Origin of the sequence: Kocuria carniphila, from assembly GCF_004136555.1 — a bacterium.
Classification (GTDB): Bacteria; Actinomycetota; Actinomycetes; order Actinomycetales; family Micrococcaceae; genus Kocuria; species Kocuria carniphila.
Genome location: NZ_NOIT01000007.1, coordinates 146,188 through 165,313 on the forward strand (window position 1 = coordinate 146,188; position 19,126 = coordinate 165,313).

The following is a 19,126-nucleotide window of genomic DNA, read 5'->3' on the forward strand; positions in this document are numbered from 1 at the left end:
AGGGCCGGGGTCGCCTGTCAGGTGCACGCACGCCGACACAGTGGTGGGTGCTCGTGCCGCGGGCTGGGTCAGATGCGGCGGCACAGCGGCAGCGCGGCGGCGGTGAATGCCGCGGCCTGCTGGCCAACCAGCAGCCGGGTCTCACACGAGGCTTGGATGGCGGACTGCTCGACCGCCGCCACGGCGGCGTCGAGTTCGTCGACGGTGGGTGCGGAGACACTGATGAGGCCGGTGTAGCGCAGCACGCCGTGGCCGGCGGTGAGGTCGGCTTCCTGCTGGAGGACGTCGTGGTATTCGGCGGTGTGGGCCGCGTCTTCGATCTGTCGGATCTTGGCGCGTTGGGCGGCGTCACTGATGTGTTCGACCTTCTTCTTGCGGATGTCCCGGGCCGCTTGGTCGGAGCGCATCGGGGTGCACAGCAGCGAAAATGAGCGCTGGATGCCGGTGGAGAGCAGCACCGGGGACAGGAACCCGGGGTAGACCATCGACCGTGGCCACTCGCTGATCCATAGCACCGCGTGGTGGGCGGAGTCGGTGCGCAGCCTGGTCCAGGATTCGTTGACGGCGACGGGGCCGGCGGTGGCGAGGTTCTGCCCGAGTTCGCCGTGGCGCGCTAGAGTCGCGGCGATCGCGGGGTCGTAGGCCGAACGCAGGATGACGGCGATCTGTCCGGGGGTCAGCCACCCGTGCGGCGTCAGGTCGGCCGAGCGCAGTGCGGCGGTGAGGGTGGACATCTCCTGGCGCAGCACGGCGGCGGCACCGCGGATGCCGCCACCGGCGGTCCTGATCTGCCGTGCGGCGGTCTTCATGTCCAGCGACAGGGACAGGGTGGTGGCGTGGCGTTCCCCGGCGGGGCCGGCTCGTTCGATGAGTTCGGCGTAGGTGGTGGCCGCCCAGGTGTCGTCGTCGGTGCCGTGGGTGGCCCACCATTCGGCTAGGCCGGTGCCGGAGTCGGGCAGGGTGCGCTCCAGTACCTGGAGGGTCGCGATCTGCCCGGAGCGGCACACGGTGGCCAGGACGCGGCCCCAGGAGGTGACGCGGCGTTCCTGCTCGCCGGGATCGAGGAGCACGAACGCGGGATGGGTCACCTCGCACACCACGGTGAGGGTCTGTTCGTGGGGGTCGTGGATCATCCCAGCGCTGGTGGCGGGGTCGGCGTACTCCCGCAGTCGGGCCATGTCCCCGGGCAGCGCCAGTGTGCCCGCGGGGCGTGGGGCAACGATGCGGCGTCGGTAGAGGAGTTGCCCGCCGGTGGTGCGCCAGAGCCACCAGCAGGTGACCGGCAGCCATTCCACGGCCGGGCGCCCGGCGACAGGTATCCAGGTCAGCGCGGCGGCGAGCACCCAGACCGGCGCGGTGTAGGCCAGCAGGATGCCCCCGCCGGCATAGAGCGCGACCACGACGGAGAGCACGCCGGTGGCGAGGGTGATGAGCTGGGAGAGCGAGAGGCCGAGGAGGATGCCGCGACGGGTCAGGCGGGAGAACTTGACCGGCACCAGCTCCGTCGATGACTCCTTCTGCTTCGAGGTCATGGTCGCCTCACTCCTTCCCCATGGGTTTCGGTGCCGGCGGTGGTGGCTGCTTTGGCGGGCGTGGCTCCGGTTGCGAGGGACCCGGCGAGGGTGCCTTGGGTGCCGGCGTGGACGGCGGCTTGGGCTTGGGAGTCGACGGTGGGGGAACTTGTCCTGGTGGCGGGGTGGTGCCGGCCTGTCCGGCAGCATCCGCAGCGGTCTCGCCCTGGCCGCCGAGGGCGGAACCGGCCTTGGGTCCGGCGGTGGCGGCGTCCTTGGCGACCTTCGCGGCGATCACTGCCGCTGCGGCCGGACCAGCCGCCGCAGCGCCTGCACCTGCCCCTGCTCCTGAACCGGCCGTGCCGCTGGCACCAGCGCCTGCGCCGGCGGACCCGCTACCTGCGGCGCCGGCTTTCCCTCCGCCTGCGCCGGCGGTGCTTCCCGTGGCCTGGGGTGTGAAGGTCTTCGCCTGCGGCGGTGTCTTCCCACCGTCGCCGCTCCCACCATCACTGCCGCTACTGCTGTTGCCGCCGTCAAGGACCTTCTGCGGTCCCTCACCGGCCGGTTTGGACGGTGTCGGGACGGGCCGGTTGAGGGCGTTCTTCGCGTCCTGCTCCGACCCGATGGCGTGGTACATGTCGAAGCCCACGAAGGACAGGAATTTGTAGGTCAGGTACGGGGCGAACGCGGCCATCGCCATGAGCACGATGCCAGCGATGGGATCGCTGATCGAGGACAGGTCGCCATCGATCGGCGCGGCCACCTGAGTGACGGCGACGAGGAACATCACGACCAGGACCAGCTTGGAGCAGATCAGCGCGATGACGAACATCGCCCACTTGCCGATCCATCCCCGCGTGGCATCCCAGGACGCTCCGGAGAACGCCAAGGGTGCCAGCACGATCGTCACCAGCAGTAACGCTTTCCGCACGAGCAGGGAGAGCCACACGATCGCGGCCGCGCTGATGGCCAGGCCGGCGAGGAAGATCGTGATGATCGCTCCCACTCCGGGGGCGGCGATGTTGATCCCGACCAGTCCTGCGGCCAGCAGGGTGATCTTGTCGCTCATGGACTCGGTGGTTTCTCCGGCGGCCTGGATGATGCCGATGCAGAGCTGATCGACGATCTCCAGCAGCACTGCCGTCAAGGTGATGACGACGAAGCTGCCGAGCACGGACTTCACCAACCCGAGCGCAGCCCTGCCCAGGGCGGTGGGGTCGCGGCGGATGAGTCCGGTGATGAGTTGGAGGCAGAAGAAGATCAGCATCACGAACACCGCGATGCCGAACAGGATGTTGTAGACGAGCACGTACTCCGGCCTGGTGACGTCGACCAAGGTGGTGGTGTCGAACACCGCCCAGACGGCTTCGAACAGCCAGCCGGCGGCAGCGCCCATGGCTTGGGCGAGCCAGTCGAACGGGGCCGCGACCAGCGAGGCGGCTGCTTCGCCGGCGGTGTCGCACACGGTCGAGATGATGGGGACGTCGCACACACCCACCGGGAATCACTCCTCAGATCGAGTTGAAGCGGTGGGGTCAGACCTGTTGGCCGACGTCCCAGAAGAAGTTGATCAGCGTCACCGACGCGCCGCAGATCACCGCGGCCCCGCAGGACACGAGGACGCCGACCTTCCCCCGGCCAGCCAGGTGCGGGTTCGATGAGTTCGCGCCGAAGCCCCACACGATCGCCGAGATGATCAGCGCGAGCACGGACAGGATCAGGCCGATGGTCATCACCGCGCCGACGATGGTGCGCAGCTGGGCGATGCCGGGGAGACCGGAATCGTTGGGGTCGATGTTGATGTCCATCGGCACCAGTGCGGGTGCGGCCAGGACGGCGGTGATGAGATCGAACACGGTGGTCTCCTGACGAATGGACCCGCCATGAGGGCGGGGAACGCGGATGGGTTCGTCGGTCAGGTGCACTGCCCGCCCCACAGTCCTCCGAACGCAGAGCTGCACGACGCGAGGGTTCGCGGACTCGCGCACGGTCAGAGTTGCTGGCCGAGGTCGATGAGCCAGTTCAGCCAGGCCACTCCACCGCCGGCCAGGACCGCGGCACCCAGCGCCGTCCAGGCGCCGATGCGCGCCTTCGTGGCGGCGGCGTGGTGGCCGTTGGAGGTGGCGAGTGCCCAGATGATGGCGGAGACGATCAGCATCAGCACCGCGATCACGAGGACGAAGGTGAGCAGCGCACCGATCACTTCGCGCAGCTCGCCGATCCCACCAAGGCCGTCAAAGTCCGGGAACACATCCACGCCGCTCAGCTCCCGACTGTGACGTGGAGGTGGTCGTAGTGGCCGCCGGTGACATCGCCCGGGTCGTGCATGCCGCCGCCGGTGTAGTCGCGCCAGCCTTCGCCGTCGCGGGCAAGGGACCAGATCTTGCCCTGCCAGATGAGGTACTCGACCCCGAGGGTTTCGGCGTGGGTCTTCATCCAGTTGGTGATGTCCCAGCCGGCTTCGAGCTGTGCCGGGGTCGGGTGGTGGCCGATGGCGTTGCCGAAGGTGATGTCGCAGGCCCTTCCCAGGGGATGTTCGGAGGTGCTGCCGGGCCGGGGTGAGTAGCAGGCCCAGGATGTTTCGGGGAATGCTGCGGTGCCCTGCTGGTAGAGGTCGAGCAGCCGGGCGGTGATCTGCCCATCCGTCGTGGGGTCATCGACCGTCCGGTTCGGGTCTCCGTCGACCGGGTCCGGGTCCGCACCCGGTGTGCTGGTGTCTGGGGCGCAGCCGGCGGGTGCGCCGGTTTCGGGTTCGGGCAGGTCGGCGGCGTCGTGCGCGTTGAGCCAGGCGGCGGGGTCGGTGTACTTGCCGTCGGTGCCGCCGGTACGGACCTCGAAGTGCAGATGCGGGCCGGTGCTGTTGCCCGAGGAGCCCACATCGCCGATGTGCTGCCCTGCAGTCACCCGGTCGCCAGCGGCGACGTGGATGCCGGTCTCCCACATGTGCCGGTACGCCGTCGCCACCGTCTGCCCGTTGAGGGTGTGTTCGATGACGATCAGGCCGCCATTGCCACCGGAGAACTCGGTGACGGTGACGGTGCCATCGGCCGCCGCGAGGATCGCAGCGCCGTCCGGGGCGGCAAAGTCGGTGCCGGTATGGGTCGAGTTCTCCCCGGTGATCGGATGGACCCGCGGCCCGAACTCGGAGGTGAGCACCCACGTGCCCTCCGGTAGTGGGAACACCACTCGCGATGACTCCGCGACCGCCTGCACTGCTGGAACCATGTCGCCGGTCGCCGCGCCCGTGGTGGTGGCGGTGCCAGTGGTGGCACCGGTGAGCGTGCTGAGGATGGTCTCGGCGACCGGCTCGTAGTTGCGGTACCGGTCGGGGTAGGCGGAGACTTCGACGGCTTGGGCGGCTTCGCCCTTGTCCATCTGTTCCCAGCCGGGAATGTCCAACAGGCCACGGGGTGAGGGGTGGTTGGGGCCGGTGGGTCCGCCGAAGAACGCCTGCGCCTGGTAGCCGGGGTCCATCAGCTCGGCGACGGTGCCCCAGCCGGATTGCGGGCGCATCTGGAACAAGCCGAGGGAGTCGTTGTCGGAGCCGTCGCCGTCGTTGGGATAGTCCGCCGATTCCGGGTAGGCACTGGTGTTGGACAGCATCCGCAGGGTGGACTCGGTCAGCGAGGCCATCAGCGCAATCTGGAGTCCATCGCGGGTGACCCCGTCGATGCTCGTGCCGGTTTCGATGATTGTCGCCGCATGCGTGAGCTGCTCCCGGTTCAGCGTGAACGTTTCGTCGTTGGCGGTGGTGACCTCCAGTTCGTCGGGGACGTCACCGACTGTGACCCCTGTGCCGGTTACGGAGCAGGAGGCCGAGGCGGCTGGGTTCATCACTACCCCGATCCCGACCAAGACGAGCGATGGCGCCAGGAACACCAGCGCGAGAGCGGCGACGGCGAGCTTCTTCACCACGAGACAGTCACCCCCGGACCTATCGGAGGGGGTTGTCGAGCTGGGAGAGCCGCAGCAGGTGGCAGGTGTCATAGGTGGACGCGCAGACGAGGAACACGGTGAACGCCACCGGATGCTCGGAGGTGACGGTCTCGTCGTTCCAGGTGCCGGTGCGGTGGCGGGTGCCCTCGATCGTGTAGGCGATGGTGCCCTCGGCGAGCTGGCCCGGTTGTGCCTGTTCGAGGGCCGCATCCCAGGCGTCTGGGACGTACACCCGGTCGATGCTCAGGTGCTGGGCGGTGGCGTAGTGGCGCAGCTCGATCCAGGCGTCCCGGTTGGGCAGGTAGGTGGCGATGTCGGCGGCGAGTCCGGCCTGCTCGGCACCCGAGGGGTCGCCGACGGCGAGGACGACCGAGGTGTAGTCCAGGGGCATGAACCCGCTGGCCGTGTCCCAGGCGAACAGCGCCGTCGCGACGTTGCGGGCGAAGGTCTCCGGATCAGCCGAGGCCGACACGCTCGGCAGACGCGGTGTCGCGGTCGATGCTGGATCGCTGGGTGCGGTCACAGCTGGTCCAGGCCCGGAGTCGCGATTGGCGTCCTCGTTGGCGGTGGGTGGTCCGGCGAGGAGGCCGTACACGCCGACACCGGCCAACACCAGGACCGCCACGAGCGCGGCGAGCACGGCGATTATCCGGTGGCGGGACCGAGCGTCGGAGAGGTCGGGAGTCTTCATGCCCGGTAGGTGCACCACGAGCACCCGCAATCAACCGAATGCTCAGAGGGCGCGCAGGTGCCCCCGTGCGGGCGGGGTCTCGTGGCCTGCCCGGCGGTCGCGGGCGGTACGCAGTTCCTCGGCGAACCTACTGGTGCCCTCGACGGCGGTCAGGAAGGACTCGATCTGCTCATCGGTGAGTTCGGCAGCGAGCTGCTCGGCGTCGTAGTGGGTCCACCAGTTGGCCAGTTCGGTCCAGGTCAGCACGAACGCCCGCACCGGATACGGCACTGGCGCAGCAACATCGTCGGATGGCGGGGCGGGACGGGGGGTGCGCTTCTTCGCTGTCGCGCTCTTGGCGCGGGCGAGCGCGTCGGCGGCAAGCTGGTGCAGATCCGCCTCGCGGTGGTTCTTGGCCGTCTCGGCGAGATCGTCGATGTGCCGGTAGATCGGATCGACGGCGGCACCGGCGTCGATCCGCTCCAGCTCGCCGGCCACGTATTGGCGTAGCTCGGCCGGCTGGGCGGTGTCGTCGGCAAGTTGCTGGAGGTAGCTGATCTTGTCCAGCGTGGTGTGGGACGCACCGCCTGGGATCATCGCCGCCGCCTGCTCCCGGGCCTTCCCGCCAGGTGACGGTGGTGCACAATTTGCACCACCGTCACTTCCCGGCTGATTCGCCGCACTGAACCGGGCCGCGGCCTGCCGGCGGGCGGCGTCCTCGGCCATCAGCGCTTTCAGCTCCCGGTAGAGGGCGGCGGCCTCGGTCTGGGTCAGGGGTTTGTGCAGGACGTTGTCGTCCTGCTCGGCCAAGAGGTGTCCGAGCCGGTCGGAGATTCCCGAGCGGACCCACACGTTGACGCTCTTCCATCCGAGCTGTTTGATTGCCGAGAGCCTTCTGGCCCCGCAGACGAGCACGCCGTCGGGGGTGAGGGTGATGGGCTGGAGGAGGCCGTCGCGGTCGATGGAGGCGGCGAGTGCGTCGATGTCGCCCAGCTCGGTGCGGTGCCGGCGCCCGACGCGGATCGAGGCGACGCTGCGCTCCAGCTCGATGAACCCTGCCGGGGCACTCACCGTGACCCACCCCCGGCGGAGGCATCACTGTCAACGTCACGGTCATCGCGGCCGTGGTGGTGGGTGGGTGCGGCGAGAGAGAGCGCGAGGACGAGGTCGTCGTCACGCAGCAGCACCGACAGGGTCTCGCCGATCAGCAGCCGCAACAGCACACCGCGTCCGGTACCGGTGGCGGCGTAGGCGGGATGGGGGTTGCCCAGCAGCGCCTTCAACAGTGCCGTCCACGAGTGGCCGGGGATGTCGAGTAGGGCTCGGGCGTGCTTGTCCCGCCGCAGCGCCTCGTAGGCGGCCTGCCGGGTGCCGACCCGGGTCAGCGCCGCGCATACGTGATCCACCGAGGCCCGGGCCGTGTCGGCAGGCCAGTCCAGGAGCGTGAACAGGGCGATCGCATCCTCGACCGCCGAACTGGCAGACGTGTACGCGCGGGCCAACACCACGGGCTCCCCGGCCGCGGATTCGTCCGGCGTGTGGTCGGTGACCTGGAACGCCGGGTGGTAGTCGGCCAGCGGCGTCTCGCGGTCGGAGAAGCGTTCGGGGTCGTGGAACGCCGAGACGTGCGGGCGGCGGGCCTGGTGGACTGAGCACAGCCGCCCTTGGGCGCGTTCCTCGGCGATGCAGGTGATCCGCACCGCGTGCGTGATCACCGCCCACGGGTCGTGGGCCTCGCGGGTCGCCCGGGTGCGCATCACATCGAATGCCGCCGAGGCGGCCTCCCACGGGTCCAGCCCGTGCTTGCGCGCCAATGGCTTGTACTTCTCCGCGGTGAAGCCCATCAGCTCGGCGGCGGTGGGGTCGCGTGTCCAGGCGCCCGGTCCGGCGTGGTGGAGCCGGTGCAGCAGGGCGCGCAGGCCTTCACCGGTTGTGAAGTCCTTGCCAACGGCAGATGGTGTGTGATGAACGGGGTCGGTGTGTGGGGCCATGGTCGGGGCACCTCCTGACCAGCAGGTGCACGCGCCGTCCCCAGCCCCGCTGGGGGTCCTCGTTGGCGCATGCATCGCTGATCACCGGCCCCTGTCAGCTCATCCCGACCCCGGGCCGCGCCGGAGGGGCCTGACCCACGGGGCCGCGGCCGAATGCGGACAGCGGCGGCAACCGCCGCACCCGCTCACCCAGGTGGCGGGCACCAGTGGTGAGCGGGGTGCGGGTGCGGCGGGCCAGTTCGACCTCGAAATCGATGCCCCGCCCCGCCAGCGCTGACCCTTGGCGGGCCAGAAGGTCCGTGGGCCGCACCCACTCCACACCGCGCACCCGTCGCGCATCCGCTGCGGGCTTCGACGTCCCGGTGGCGCGTCGACGGGCGACCTCCGCCGCCCGTACCGCCTCCGGAGCCTCATGCTGCTCCACAGGCTCGGATGCCGTGCGTTCTGTCTCCGGCTCGGGTGCCCGCTCGTCGGTGTCGGGCCGTCGCCGGTCGTGGTCGTGTTCGCGGCTCATGGTGTCCTCGCCTCCTCGACATCGGTGTGTTTGGTGTTGTCGGGAAGGTGCGCACCGGTGAACCAGCGGCCCACCGTGGAGGGATGCACGTCCAACTCGCGGGCGATCTTCTTGTTCGACCACCCCTGCCCCCGCAGCTCCGCTGCACGGGCACGCCGACCAATCGGGACCGTTCCGGAGCCGACCGTCAGCTCAGGAGTGCCCACCGCAGGTGCCTGCATCGTGCCGGGTGCTGTGAGTGATTTGCTCTCATTCGGGGTCGGCGGCGCGGCAACCTCGGCACCGGCTGAGGCCGCCGCTGCTGGCTCCGGCGCCGGTATCCCGACGGTTCCGGACTTCTCGACGACCAGGGATTCGATCGTGGATGCGGGCTCCTCGGCTGACATCGCTTCGTTGGTGGACACCCGCTCCTCGGTGAAGGGTTGCGGGCGGGTGAGGATGACGGTCAGATGGGTGATCGCCAGCAGCACCACCGGCGGCACCGCAGCCACCGCGGCAGCCAGGACTCCGGGCACGTCGGCATCGGCGCCGACGACGGCGTGAAGCGCGTTGGCGGTCACCGACACGGCGGCGCCGCCGATCAACAGCGTCCACGGATACCACGCCGTCTCGTGCCCGGCCAGGGCCACGACGGCGACGGTGGCCACGACGATAATGCCGTCGACGATCAGTGGCCACGCCCACGCCTGCGAGCCGCCGACCCCCGAGCGCGCGGCAAGGTCGGCCAACGCGGTGAACGACAACCAGAACGCGCCAGCGGCGATGAACACCGTCCCGGCCACCGCGGTCACCACCGCCCAGCGCCGGCTCCTCTGCCCGGACGCGGGGAGGGCACTCATGACAGCCCCCGCACCGGAGCCGACGACGCTTCGGACGCGTCCCGACCGAACCAGGCGGCCGCCTCCGGTGCGCCATCCCGCACCGGCGACGACAACAAGCGCGACTCGGGTTGGGCGGTGCGGTAGGCCGAGCGGACGGTCACGTTGATCTCCCGCTCACCCAGCCCGGCTTGGGATGCCGCTGCCGAGAGGACGTCGAGCGCCTCCGGGGCCGGGACACCGTTCTCAGCGAGCCGGCAGGCAGCCCAGAACAGGCCGCGATTCCGTTCACCCTCGCCGCGGGCGGCGACCCATGCCGCCAATCGTGACACGTCCGCGGACCGCTCAACACCCTGGCCTGACGTGCGCGGGGGTGTGGGGCGGGGGTCGAGGAAGTCCCTCAGCCGGTCTGAGTCGAGGCCCGACACCGGCCCGGTGCTGATCCGCCGCACCCGGTAACCGGCCGCTTGCTCGCCTGTGGATACCGTCGAGGGCGGGACGATGATGTAGCCGCCGTCACCGCGAAAGTCGATCCCCGCGCGCGCGGCCTGCCAGGACCGCTGTCCCTGCTCCGTGGTGGCCGGGTAGTAGGCGTGCATCCCGCCTGACGGCGTTGTGTTGAGGAGCTGCCAGCCGGTGACGAGCCCGGCACGGTGAGCGCGCTCGAACGCCAGGTAGCCGTCGACAGGGCCGTGGACATCGACATCCACGACCACAATTCCCGAAGCGGCACCGGTGGGAACGGCGAGGTTCGCCTCCGGGTGTGTCCGCCACCATGCCTGCACCTGGCGGGGGTTGGTGGTGGCATCGTGGAAGCCACGCGGGGTGAGCGGGCGCTTGCCGCCGGGCAGGCACGGGAACACCGGCACCCCCGCAGCGGCCAGGTCCCGCGCCACGGCCCAGACCGGCCGCTGCTCGGTCATCCTCGCCAGGACGCTCACGGCGGCGTCGGGGGAGGCCATCACAACCCCTGCCGCTGGATCGCTGGCGTGGCCGATGCCATCTGCGCCTCGGGTTCCGGGAACGGCTCGACCCGCCGCGGCTCGCGTGCCGCGTGTCCGTGTTGCGGGGTGTCGCGGTCCAGGCCGGGCGGGGTGCCATTGGCGACCTGGACCGTGTCGAGCTGATCGAGGATTGCCAGGGCAGTCTTGCGGACCCGCTCACCGGTTGCCTTGACAATCTCGACGGGCTCTTTGCCATCGACCCGTGCCGCCCAGGTCGACACGTAGGGGATCGTGTACCCGGAGGTGTCCATACCATGGGCGGCCCCGATCATCAGCGCCGCCGACTCGGCCTCCACCTCCCCGATCCCACGATGCTGGCGCGCGTCCTCCTGATCGGGACCATGCAGCAGGACATGGCCCAGTTCGTGGGCGAGCGTCTTGACCTGCGCGGCCGGGTCCATGTTCTCCCGGACCGCGACCGTCTTCGCCGTGTAGTCCGTTACGCCGTTGGCGCCGTGGATCATCCCCTCGTGCGGCACCCACAGCACGGTGAACCCGCGCTCCTCAACCAGCCCGGCCAGGCCATCCCACAACCCGACCGGTGCTTCGCCTTCCAGCAGCTTCGGCGCGGGCGGTTCCGGGATCGGGTCACCGGCAGTCTGGGAGGCGTCCCACACGTAGGCGGGCTTGGCGGTGATCATCTTCGAGCGCACGACCTCACCGGGGCGGGGCTTTTCGCCCTTGCCGAGCCGCCTCCACGACTCCGGATCAGACGGTGTGGCGGTGGCGAAGCGGCCGGTGACCGGGGCGAGGATCATGTACCCCGACTGGCCCTTCTCCACCTGTCGGCCGAGGCCCTGCCACTGCCGGTAGCCCGCGACATACGACGGCATCGGATCGGGTACCCGGCCCGCCTCGTAGGCGCCAGCGTGCTGTGCCCAGATCAACAGGGTGTTCGAGAACGATCGCGCCCTAAACCGTGCCGCAAACGCGAGCGCCCGCCGCCAATCCTCGCCGGAGACGAGCTGTTCGACCGCAGAGGTGAGCCGCTCGTGCAGCTCGTCGAGCTTCGCCTCCCGCTGTTCCCGGGTGCTCTCCCGTGTCGTGGCCATCGCCGATGTCTCCTCCCGCTACCCTGAGTACCGGGCCGGAAGTGGGCTCGGTGACCATCAGGTACGCCGGGAACACCAGCGGGTCGAGACGGCCAGCGACAGCAAGCCCAGTGCCGTGGCCGTCAGGAACAGCGGCGTGCCTGACGTACCCTCCGGGATAACAGTCAGCGCCCGGCCGCGGACGCTGCAGGTCTCATTGACGTCCCTATGGACGACACGGTTGTCCGTTTCCCGGCCAACCCGTGCCCGTCACGTGCATGGTCCGGTAGCGGCGCGGGGTCAGGCCGGTGCACTCGACGAACGCCTCGCTGGCCCGGCTGCGGCTACGCCACCCCACCTGGTGTGCCGCCTCGCTGACACTCACGTTGGTCTCACGCAGCAGGCGCGCCATCTCCGCCACCCGCAGCATCTTCAGATAGGCCAGCGGTGTCTTGCCGTACGTGTCGGCGAAGACCCGGACCAGCTGCTTCGGAGACAGATGCACCATGCCAGCCAGACTGGGTAGGGTCCAGGACTCGGCGATTGCTCCGTGCAGTGCCTCCCGGGCCTGCATCGCTTCGTTCCGCATCGGAGCAAACCGCCGATCCCGCGGCAGAGTGGGCCGAGTGCGGGCCCGTTGGGTCGGAGACAGCCGCACCTGGGATACGCGGACGAACGGGGCGACCACGTCGATAATCGCGAACCACAACGCCTGCATCCGGTAGAAGTGCGCTCCGAACCCGCCATCGATACTCAGCACCACGAGTTCATCCAGCCAGGGCATCAGCATCCCGGTCCGGTCCTCGCCCAGCCGCAGCGCCTGAGCCGGTTCCGTGTAGATCGTCTCCACCAGTCCCTGGGCATCGAGCCGGTCCTGGAGCAGACCGGCATGCTGCCAGAACACCTGGTCCACCAGGTAGTCGGTGTCCAGGTAGACCGTGGTGACGGTGATGTGGCCCTCCGGTTCGCTGCCACACAAGACATTCGCGCTCAGGACCACCACATCGCCCGCGCCGACGGGCTTCTGCCCGAACTCACTGAACAGGATCGCCGAACCCGATCGGACCACGATCACCTTCACGCAGTCATAGGCCACCGGGCCCACCGGGGAATGCACGGTCCGGGTCCGAGCAAGGATCGGAGAAAACCGGCGACGACTGGCACCCCCAGGGGGTGCGGCGTTGCTCTCGGCCGCGGGCGATCCCATCAGCCGCCCTCCCCTCCAGTGCGGCTGACATCATCACGTGCCAGGGACGAGGTTCGCGCCCTCGTCAGCGACGACGCAGATCGGGCCATGATGGACGCGTTGCGTAAGGGCATCCGCAGTACGCAACTCGCCCCCACGCCCGGCATGGCTGATCAGCCTTCGGGAACCACGACGACCTTGCCGCCGGCGTGCCCGGTCTCCACGGCTGCGATCGCCTGACCTGCGTCATTGAGGTCGTACTGGGTGTCCGCATGGGGGTCGACCAGCCCGTACTGGATCACCTCGGTGATCTTCCCCATGGCCTCAGTCGTACGTGCCAAGCCCCGGCCGCCCAGTTCGACCGCGGCGTCCGGATCGGCCGCGGAGATAATCCGCCCCGGATCGGCCACCAGATCGGCGACGGCACGCAGCGCGTCACCGCCGACGAGATCGACGATCAGGTCGACGCTGGAAGCGACTTCTCGCACGCGATCGGCCACGCCCGAACCGGATCCGATGAAGGCCGCACCGGTGGACTCGACCAGTTCCCGCTTGGCCACGTCGGCCACGCCGAGGACCGTGAACTCGTGTACCCGGCCGATCTGCGCGGCCATCAGCCCCACCCCGCCGCCGGCGCCCAACAAGAGCAGGGTCTGGCCTGGTTCCAGTTCGATTTGGTGGGTGGCGTCATAGGCGGTGGCTGCGGCCACCGGAATGGTGGCGGCGTCGATGAAGGAGATCTCCTCGGGCTTGGCCACAGTGGTGGAGGCGCTCAAGAGCGTGTGCTCGGCCAGTCCGCCCTGCCCGGGCGCCACCAGGCCGAGCACCTCATCGCCCACCGCGAAGCCTTCGGTCCCGCCGCCCACCGCGATGACCACGCCGGCGGCTTCACGGCCCATCGGCGCCGGCAACGACCAGGCACGACCCAGCCGGCCCTCGCGCATCTTCCAGTCGGCCGGATTCACACCGGCGGCCCGGACCTCGATGGCCAGTTCCCCGGGTCCAGGCTCCGGAATAGGCCGGTCGATCAGCTGCTGGGTTTCGGGTCCGCCGTAGTCGGTGAAGACGTAGACCTTGGACATGAATGCGATCTCCTTCTGATCTGAGTGGTGTGTCTTAGTGCTCTAGATAACGTGACGATGGGGGTCAGAGCCGAGGGGGTTCGTCCTCACCGGCGGCTTCGGCGGCGTCGGCTTCCTCCCGGGTCGCGAAGGCGGCGCCGGCAGCATGCTCCGGTGGGCTGTAGATGGTGTAGAGCACCAGCGGCTCGTCGCCGGTGTTGCGGAAGTTGTGCCGGGCTCCGGCCGGTACCGCGCATTGGTCACCGGCATCGATGGGGTGGGTGTGGCCGTTGAGATCGGCTTCGCCGGTGCCGGAGACGAAGGTCAGGATCTGGTCGGTGTGCTCGTGGACCTCGTCGCCGATCTGGCCGCCGGGCGGGATGGTCATCACCACGATCTGGGCGTGTTCACCGGTCCACAGCACTTTCCGGAAGTCGGGGTTGTCCCGGGCCACGTCCGCGATGGTGAAATGCTCGACGTTGTCTCCCAGGGTGAAGTTCTTTCCGTTCATGATTGCTCTCCTCCAGTTGCGTTTTTCGTTTTCGGTGTTCGGGTCGTTGTTGTGAATTTGTCGGTGTGTCCCGCGCCGGGAGCGGTAGCGGCTGGGTACCTGTTTGCCGCTTACGCGGATTCGATGTCAGGCGTTGACCTGTTGCGCCGCTGTTCCGGTGGTCCTCTCGCTCTTCGGCATCGTGGTGGAGCCGCGGGCGTTGCGCAGTAGTCGCATCGCGTTGGCGATGACCACCAGTACGGAGGCTTCGTGGACGAGCATGCCGATCGACATGGTCACTCCGCCGGCGAAGACGCCGGCCAGCAGCAGCACCACGGTGATCAGGGCGATCGCGATGTTCTGCCGCATGACGGACACGGTCCGCTTGGCCAATCCGATAGCTTCCGGCAGCTTGAGCAGGTTGTCGCCCATCAGGGCGATGTCCGCGGTCTCCACGGCTACGGCCGAGCCGGCCGCCCCCATCGCCACGCCGATGTTCGCGGTGGCCAGGGCCGGGGCGTCGTTGACGCCGTCGCCGACCATGGCGATCGTGTGGCCCTCTTGCTGCAGCTGCGCGACCACGTCCAGCTTGTCCTCGGGAAGCAGGGAGGCGTGGATCTCGTCGATCCCGGTGGCTTTCCCGATGGCCTCGGCCACCAGCCGGGTGTCACCGGTGAGCATGACCACCTTCTCCACGCCGGCCCGGTGCAGGCGGGCGACCATCTCGGGTGCATCCTGTCGGACCTGATCGGCGACGGCGACGACGCCGATCACCTTGTCATCGACCGCCACGATCATCGGCGTCTTGCCCTCGGCGGCCAGCGATTCCGCCGCCTGGGCGGCGCTGCCGTCATCGACAACGCCGTACTGGAGTAGTAGCGGCGGGTTACCGATCAGCACCCGCCGACCGTCGACATCGGACACGATGCCCTTGCCGGGGACCGGGGTGACCGTGCCGGGGATGCCGTGCGGGCTTACTCCCTCGGCCTGGGCGGTGTCCAGGATGGGACGGGCCAGCGGGTGTTCGGAGCCGGCCTCAGCGGCGGCAGCCCAGCGCAGCACCTCGCTGCGCTCCAACGCCGAGTCCAGGACGACGACGTCGGTCAGCTGCGGGCGTCCCTCGGTCAGGGTGCCGGTCTTGTCCACGGCAACCGCGGAGATCTTCGCCGAGGTCTCCAGGAATTCGCCGCCCTTGATCAGGATGCCGTTGCGGGCGGCGCGGCCGATGCCGGCCACGATCGCGACCGGGATGGAGATCACCAGGGCGCCGGGACAGCCGATGACCAGCAGAGTCAGGGCCAGCACCACGTCGCCGGAGATCAGTCCGGCCGCCAGGGCCAGCACCATCACCGCTGGGGTGTACCAGCCGGAGAAGCGATCGATGAACGCCTGGGTGCGGGCCTTGGCGTCCTGGGCCTCCTCGACCCGGTGAATGATCCGGGCCAGGGTGGTATCGGCACCGATGCCGGTGGCCAGCACCTGCAGGAACCCACCGCGGGAGACGGTGCCGGCGAAGACCTGGCCGCCTTTGACCTTCTCCACCGGGATCGACTCGCCGGTGATCGAGGCCTCATCGATGGCGCCGGTGCCCGAGACGACTTGACCGTCGACGGGGACCTTCGCGCCGTTCTTGACCAGCACGATCTCGCCCATTCTCACCTGCCCGGCAGGGACCTCCTGTTGCTCACCCTCGCGCACGATGATCGCGGAATCCGGGGCGACAGCGACCAGTTCGGCCAGTGCCGAGCGCGTCTTGTTCAAGGTGGCAGCTTCCAGGGCGTGGCCGATGGCGAACAGGAACGTCACCGCCGCGGCCTCCCAGAAGTTGCCGATGATGACCGCGCCGATCGCCGCAACCGACACCAGCAGGTCGATGCCGATGACCTTGGCGGTCAGCGCGCGAACCGCCTTGAGTACGATCCCGTAGCCGGCGACGGCGGCCGCGGCGATCATGAAGACATCCCCGAGGGTGAAGGCCGCGCTGGCATGCGCGGCGTGGGCGCCGGCGTCCAGCCACCACTGCGGGCTGACGGCGAGGTTGGCGACACCCCCGCCCAGCCACTGGAGGGCGAACGAGATGATGATGAGCACGCCGGACACGACGGGAACGGACCAGTTCCCATAGACCCATTTCTGGAGCCTGTTCACTTTCGGGTACGACCTTTCTGCGTCTTGAGCCGGCGTACCGGCAGGATGAAGGGGGAAATGTGAGCGGGCCCTGTGGGGCCCGCTGGCGTTAGAAGGCCGCGGGCGTGGCCTTGTAGCCGGCCTTCACGACGGCGGCAACAAGGTCATCCACCGAAACGCGCTCGGCGTCGTGGTCGATCTCGATGCGGGCGGAGGCGAAGTGGACCTTCACGTTCTCGACACCCTTGAGGCGGCCGACCTGCTTCTCGATCTTGGCCACGCAGGAGGGGCAGGAAAAACCTTCCGCGCGGAGGATGGTGTGGGTTGTGGTCGCGGTGGTCATTGTGGAATCCTTCCGTCTTGGTGTTTCTTACTGACACCTTCACCGTAGGTTCGCCGTGCCGCGAACTCCTTGACATAGATCAAGTTCGCGGGGCTCCTCCCCGAGCGCCGCTGGCCCGTCCGTTACGGTCGCGTCGGGTCGGCGTGGGATAAAGTGTTGTCATGCCCGAGGATGACTTGTGCGTCACCCGCGTCCCGATCTTCCAAGGCCTCACCCGTCAGGAACAGTTGCGTGTTGCGGACTTTGCCCGCCCGGTACTCGCCGAAAAGGGGGAGATCGTCTATGCGCCCGGACAGCCGGTCTCGCGCCTGCTGGTGATGCACAGTGGACAGCTCAAGGTCAGCCACGCGGCCGCCAATGGTCAGGAGCAGATCCTGCGAACGGTGACCGACGGTGATGTTGTGGGTGAACGTGCCTTCCTGACGGGCCACCGTCCGAACGATCTCGCCGTCGCGCTGGAAGAGAGCAGGATGTGCGTGTTCGACCATGCCGACCTTGCAGTCCTACTTCGTGACTACCCCGACATCAGTCAGCGGATGCTGCGGACGCTCTCCGACCGCCTCTCTTCCGTCGAGCGACTGCTGGCCGCCATCACCTCCAGCGATGTCAATGCCCGTGTCGCGGCCTACCTCCTGGACCTACCTGGCACCATGCGGGACGGAGCGGCCACGGTGAGACTTCCGATGGCGAAACAGGAAATCGCGGCGTACCTCGGCACGACGCCGGAGACCCTGAGTCGACGCCTTGCCGCGCTCTCTGCCTCCGGCCTTATCGAATTGCACGGGCGCCGGGAGGTCACGATTCTCGATATCGATGCGCTTGAACACGTAGCCACACCTCGATAGTCCGGTGCCGCTGCGGCGTGGCGGCCTCCTGGGCAGTATCCGGTGCAACTCGAACCCGCCCTTGACCTTCTTGCAGTGGCGTCACCTGTGTGGGCTGCTCCCTACGAGCTTCCCCCGGCACGGGCGCAAAGCGGGCGAAGGGGCCGACCTAAAGGCCGATATCTTGGTTTTGCGGTGGCAATGCCGCAACCAGGGGGTGGTCCCGGCCGGTGTTGCCGAGCTTGACGGCACCACCCGGTGAACCGAGTTCGTCGAAGAATTCGACATTGGCCTTGTAATACTCTGCCCATTGGTCCGGGACGTCGTCCTCGTAATAGATGGCCTCAACCGGGCAGACCGGCTCGCAGGCGCCACAGTCGACACACTCGTCTGGATGAATGTACAGCGACCGCTCTCCTTCATAGATGCAGTCGACCGGGCATTCTTCGACGCAGGCCTTGTCCTTGACGTCCACACAGGGTTGGGCGATTACGTAGGTCATGGGTCACTCTCCATGGGGTTTGCTGGAAGGACGTGCTATTCCGGCGATGCACGTCTGACGTCCGATAGCGGCGTTCGCCATATGTCAGGGTCGGCCACGGGGAAACGGCGGCCGGTGATCAGGTCGGGGTGGATGCGAATGAACCGCTTCTTCTCACCGGCCTGCCACGGAAAGAGCGGAAGGTCCACGGTGTCCATCAGGTCGTGAACCTGGCTGATTGCGCCGGCGCGGCCCTTCGCCACGACACTCCATGCTTTGGAGGTGGGTGGGTCGTATCCGTCGACTTCCAGGGCGACCGGGGCGTCGGATAGCGCGCCGAAGACTTTCGTGCCCTCCCGGGACCGGAAAACTAGGGTCCCGTGATCCACCGCATAATTGAGGGGGAAAATATCGGGATGGTCCTCCACCCATACGGCAAGCCGGCCGACGGTGGTCGCGCGCAGCAGCGCCCAGCACGCGTTGATCGGGAGTTCCTCTACATCCTGATTCGAATCCATCACCGCACCGTCTTTCCCGAAATCTTGCGTCGAGCCTGTCGGCTAGTGAGTTCTTCCACGAGCAGACCCAAGGCGCTGCCGAGCATGAAAACATCCCGAGCGATGCCCATTCCTGCCGGCGCAGGACGGATTCCGTCCTCCCGCGTCATCCCCGGCGTCTTCATATACACCCGCATCAGGGCCCCCGAGAACCCGGCCAGACCGGCCGCAGCCGCCCACGTGGGCACTACCGGTGCGAGCAAAGCCGCACCCAGGAGGATCTCACCACCCGATAGCAGCTTCCCGAAAAGCACCGGGTCGACTCTCTTGAGCACAGGAAACGCGTTGGCCGCCTGGTCCCGCAGACCGGTCGCCCCCTCCACATCCAGTGAACGCTTCGTGAATCCGGTGTTGAGGATGAACAGCCCACAAGCAGCACGGGGAGGGATATGGTGCAGGTGCGCCGACATGAGATCCTCCCTCGTCGTGGTACGACTCCGATTTCGTTTATTCGACCCTACGTCCGGGCACCCGGGCGGATACATGATGTGCATCATCCTCGGTGGGGTCTGTCCGTTAAACGGTGTGTGGGGTCCGGCGGTTCTCATTAGTGAGTGGTTCTTTCGAACCGTCCGGCGAAGG

At 68.3% G+C, this 19,126-nt stretch carries 21 protein-coding genes; 1 reads left to right on the forward strand and 20 read right to left on the reverse strand.

Going from position 1 to position 19,126, the window contains the following annotated elements; genetic code table 11:
• Positions 1–68: 68 nt before the first annotated feature.
• The 17 genes from EWV37_RS06860 to EWV37_RS06940 form a co-directional block, all read right to left on the reverse strand.
• The gene (locus tag EWV37_RS06860) at positions 69–1,532 is read right to left on the reverse strand and encodes an SCO6880 family protein (protein ID WP_129700632.1); all 1,464 of its coding nucleotides are present in this window, start codon (positions 1,530–1,532) and stop codon (positions 69–71) included.
• 7 nt (positions 1,533–1,539) lie between these two features.
• Entirely contained in the window at positions 1,540–3,009 is a 1,470-nt protein-coding gene (locus EWV37_RS06865; RefSeq protein WP_129700634.1) for a conjugal transfer protein TrbL, read from the reverse strand.
• Positions 3,010–3,046: 37 nt separating this feature from the next.
• Positions 3,047–3,367: a DUF6112 family protein gene (locus EWV37_RS06870; RefSeq protein ID WP_129700636.1), complete on the reverse strand. Its 321-nt coding sequence runs from the start codon at positions 3,365–3,367 to the stop codon at positions 3,047–3,049.
• A 134-nt stretch (positions 3,368–3,501) separates the two neighbouring features.
• Positions 3,502–3,768, reverse strand: a complete 267-nt coding sequence (locus tag EWV37_RS06875) for a DUF6112 family protein (RefSeq protein WP_129700638.1) — start codon at positions 3,766–3,768, stop codon at positions 3,502–3,504.
• A gap of 5 nt (positions 3,769–3,773) precedes the next feature.
• Positions 3,774–5,426, reverse strand: a complete 1,653-nt coding sequence (locus tag EWV37_RS06880) for a M23 family metallopeptidase (RefSeq protein ID WP_129700640.1) — start codon at positions 5,424–5,426, stop codon at positions 3,774–3,776.
• 19 nt (positions 5,427–5,445) lie between these two features.
• Positions 5,446–6,138 (reverse strand): hypothetical protein, encoded by a 693-nt coding sequence (locus EWV37_RS06885; protein WP_129700642.1) that lies wholly within the window; start codon positions 6,136–6,138, stop codon positions 5,446–5,448.
• Between the two features lie 42 nt (positions 6,139–6,180).
• A complete protein-coding gene (locus tag EWV37_RS06890; RefSeq protein ID WP_129700644.1) occupies positions 6,181–7,188 on the reverse strand; it encodes a ParB N-terminal domain-containing protein in 1,008 nt (335 codons plus the stop codon).
• On the reverse strand, positions 7,185–8,108 hold the full coding sequence (locus EWV37_RS06895; RefSeq protein ID WP_129700646.1) for a hypothetical protein: 924 nt from the start codon (positions 8,106–8,108) through the stop codon (positions 7,185–7,187). The genes EWV37_RS06890 and EWV37_RS06895 overlap by 4 nt, the downstream gene beginning before the upstream one ends.
• 94 nt (positions 8,109–8,202) lie before the next feature.
• A complete protein-coding gene (locus tag EWV37_RS06900; protein WP_129700648.1) occupies positions 8,203–8,622 on the reverse strand; it encodes a hypothetical protein in 420 nt (139 codons plus the stop codon).
• Positions 8,619–9,416, reverse strand: a complete 798-nt coding sequence (locus EWV37_RS06905) for a DUF2637 domain-containing protein (protein ID WP_129700650.1) — start codon at positions 9,414–9,416, stop codon at positions 8,619–8,621. Before EWV37_RS06905 ends, EWV37_RS06900 begins: the two co-directional genes overlap by 4 nt.
• Positions 9,417–9,457: 41 nt before the next feature.
• Positions 9,458–10,405 carry a bifunctional DNA primase/polymerase gene (locus EWV37_RS06910; RefSeq protein ID WP_129700652.1) on the reverse strand — a complete coding sequence of 316 codons (948 nt, stop codon included), beginning with the start codon at positions 10,403–10,405 and terminating at the stop codon, positions 9,458–9,460.
• Positions 10,402–11,496: an ArdC-like ssDNA-binding domain-containing protein gene (locus EWV37_RS06915; RefSeq protein ID WP_129700654.1), complete on the reverse strand. Its 1,095-nt coding sequence runs from the start codon at positions 11,494–11,496 to the stop codon at positions 10,402–10,404. The genes EWV37_RS06910 and EWV37_RS06915 overlap by 4 nt, the downstream gene beginning before the upstream one ends.
• A gap of 205 nt (positions 11,497–11,701) precedes the next feature.
• Positions 11,702–12,592 (reverse strand): helix-turn-helix domain-containing protein, encoded by an 891-nt coding sequence (locus tag EWV37_RS06920; protein WP_238663111.1) that lies wholly within the window; start codon positions 12,590–12,592, stop codon positions 11,702–11,704.
• Positions 12,593–12,834: 242 nt separating this feature from the next.
• The gene (locus tag EWV37_RS06925; protein ID WP_129700658.1) at positions 12,835–13,743 is read right to left on the reverse strand and encodes an NADP-dependent oxidoreductase; all 909 of its coding nucleotides are present in this window, start codon (positions 13,741–13,743) and stop codon (positions 12,835–12,837) included.
• Between the two features lie 64 nt (positions 13,744–13,807).
• On the reverse strand, positions 13,808–14,233 hold the full coding sequence (locus tag EWV37_RS06930; protein ID WP_123575383.1) for a cupin domain-containing protein: 426 nt from the start codon (positions 14,231–14,233) through the stop codon (positions 13,808–13,810).
• Between the two features lie 126 nt (positions 14,234–14,359).
• On the reverse strand, positions 14,360–16,360 hold the full coding sequence (locus EWV37_RS06935; RefSeq protein WP_129700660.1) for a heavy metal translocating P-type ATPase: 2,001 nt from the start codon (positions 16,358–16,360) through the stop codon (positions 14,360–14,362).
• A gap of 88 nt (positions 16,361–16,448) precedes the next feature.
• Positions 16,449–16,682 (reverse strand): heavy-metal-associated domain-containing protein, encoded by a 234-nt coding sequence (locus tag EWV37_RS06940; RefSeq protein WP_071644956.1) that lies wholly within the window; start codon positions 16,680–16,682, stop codon positions 16,449–16,451.
• Positions 16,683–16,843: 161 nt separating this feature from the next.
• Between EWV37_RS06940 and EWV37_RS06945 the strand changes: the two genes are divergently transcribed.
• Positions 16,844–17,527 (forward strand): Crp/Fnr family transcriptional regulator, encoded by a 684-nt coding sequence (locus tag EWV37_RS06945; protein WP_094764235.1) that lies wholly within the window; start codon positions 16,844–16,846, stop codon positions 17,525–17,527.
• Positions 17,528–17,675: 148 nt separating this feature from the next.
• On the opposite strand, the gene fdxA is transcribed toward EWV37_RS06945, so the two are convergent.
• The 3 genes from fdxA to EWV37_RS06960 are packed head-to-tail and all read right to left on the reverse strand — an operon-like array spanning position 17,676 to position 18,954.
• Positions 17,676–18,008: a ferredoxin gene (gene fdxA, locus EWV37_RS06950; protein ID WP_129700662.1), complete on the reverse strand. Its 333-nt coding sequence runs from the start codon at positions 18,006–18,008 to the stop codon at positions 17,676–17,678.
• A gap of 35 nt (positions 18,009–18,043) precedes the next feature.
• Positions 18,044–18,505, reverse strand: a complete 462-nt coding sequence (locus EWV37_RS06955) for a pyridoxamine 5'-phosphate oxidase family protein (protein ID WP_129700664.1) — start codon at positions 18,503–18,505, stop codon at positions 18,044–18,046.
• Complete coding sequence (locus EWV37_RS06960) at positions 18,505–18,954, reverse strand: hypothetical protein (RefSeq protein ID WP_129700666.1); 450 nt, start codon at positions 18,952–18,954, stop codon at positions 18,505–18,507. The genes EWV37_RS06955 and EWV37_RS06960 overlap by 1 nt, the downstream gene beginning before the upstream one ends.
• Between the last annotated feature and the right edge of the window lie 172 nt (positions 18,955–19,126).

Excerpts from the sequence above, each read along its gene's own strand:
- EWV37_RS06860 (WP_129700632.1), bottom strand. The coding sequence starts at position 1,532 with ATGACCTCGAAGCAGAAGGAGTCATCGACGGAGCTGGTGCCGGTCAAG.
- EWV37_RS06885 (WP_129700642.1), bottom strand. The coding sequence starts at position 6,138 with ATGAAGACTCCCGACCTCTCCGACGCTCGGTCCCGCCACCGGATAATC.
- EWV37_RS06895 (WP_129700646.1), bottom strand. The coding sequence starts at position 8,108 with ATGGCCCCACACACCGACCCCGTTCATCACACACCATCTGCCGTTGGC.
- EWV37_RS06900 (WP_129700648.1), bottom strand. The coding sequence starts at position 8,622 with ATGAGCCGCGAACACGACCACGACCGGCGACGGCCCGACACCGACGAG.
- EWV37_RS06915 (WP_129700654.1), bottom strand. The coding sequence starts at position 11,496 with ATGGCCACGACACGGGAGAGCACCCGGGAACAGCGGGAGGCGAAGCTC.
- EWV37_RS06925 (WP_129700658.1), bottom strand. The coding sequence starts at position 13,743 with ATGTCCAAGGTCTACGTCTTCACCGACTACGGCGGACCCGAAACCCAG.
- EWV37_RS06930 (WP_123575383.1), bottom strand. The coding sequence starts at position 14,233 with ATGAACGGAAAGAACTTCACCCTGGGAGACAACGTCGAGCATTTCACC.
- EWV37_RS06940 (WP_071644956.1), bottom strand. The coding sequence starts at position 16,682 with ATGACCACCGCGACCACAACCCACACCATCCTCCGCGCGGAAGGTTTT.
- EWV37_RS06945 (WP_094764235.1), top strand. The coding sequence starts at position 16,844 with ATGCCCGAGGATGACTTGTGCGTCACCCGCGTCCCGATCTTCCAAGGC.
- fdxA (WP_129700662.1), bottom strand. The coding sequence starts at position 18,008 with ATGACCTACGTAATCGCCCAACCCTGTGTGGACGTCAAGGACAAGGCC.
- EWV37_RS06955 (WP_129700664.1), bottom strand. The coding sequence starts at position 18,505 with ATGGATTCGAATCAGGATGTAGAGGAACTCCCGATCAACGCGTGCTGG.
- EWV37_RS06960 (WP_129700666.1), bottom strand. The coding sequence starts at position 18,954 with ATGTCGGCGCACCTGCACCATATCCCTCCCCGTGCTGCTTGTGGGCTG.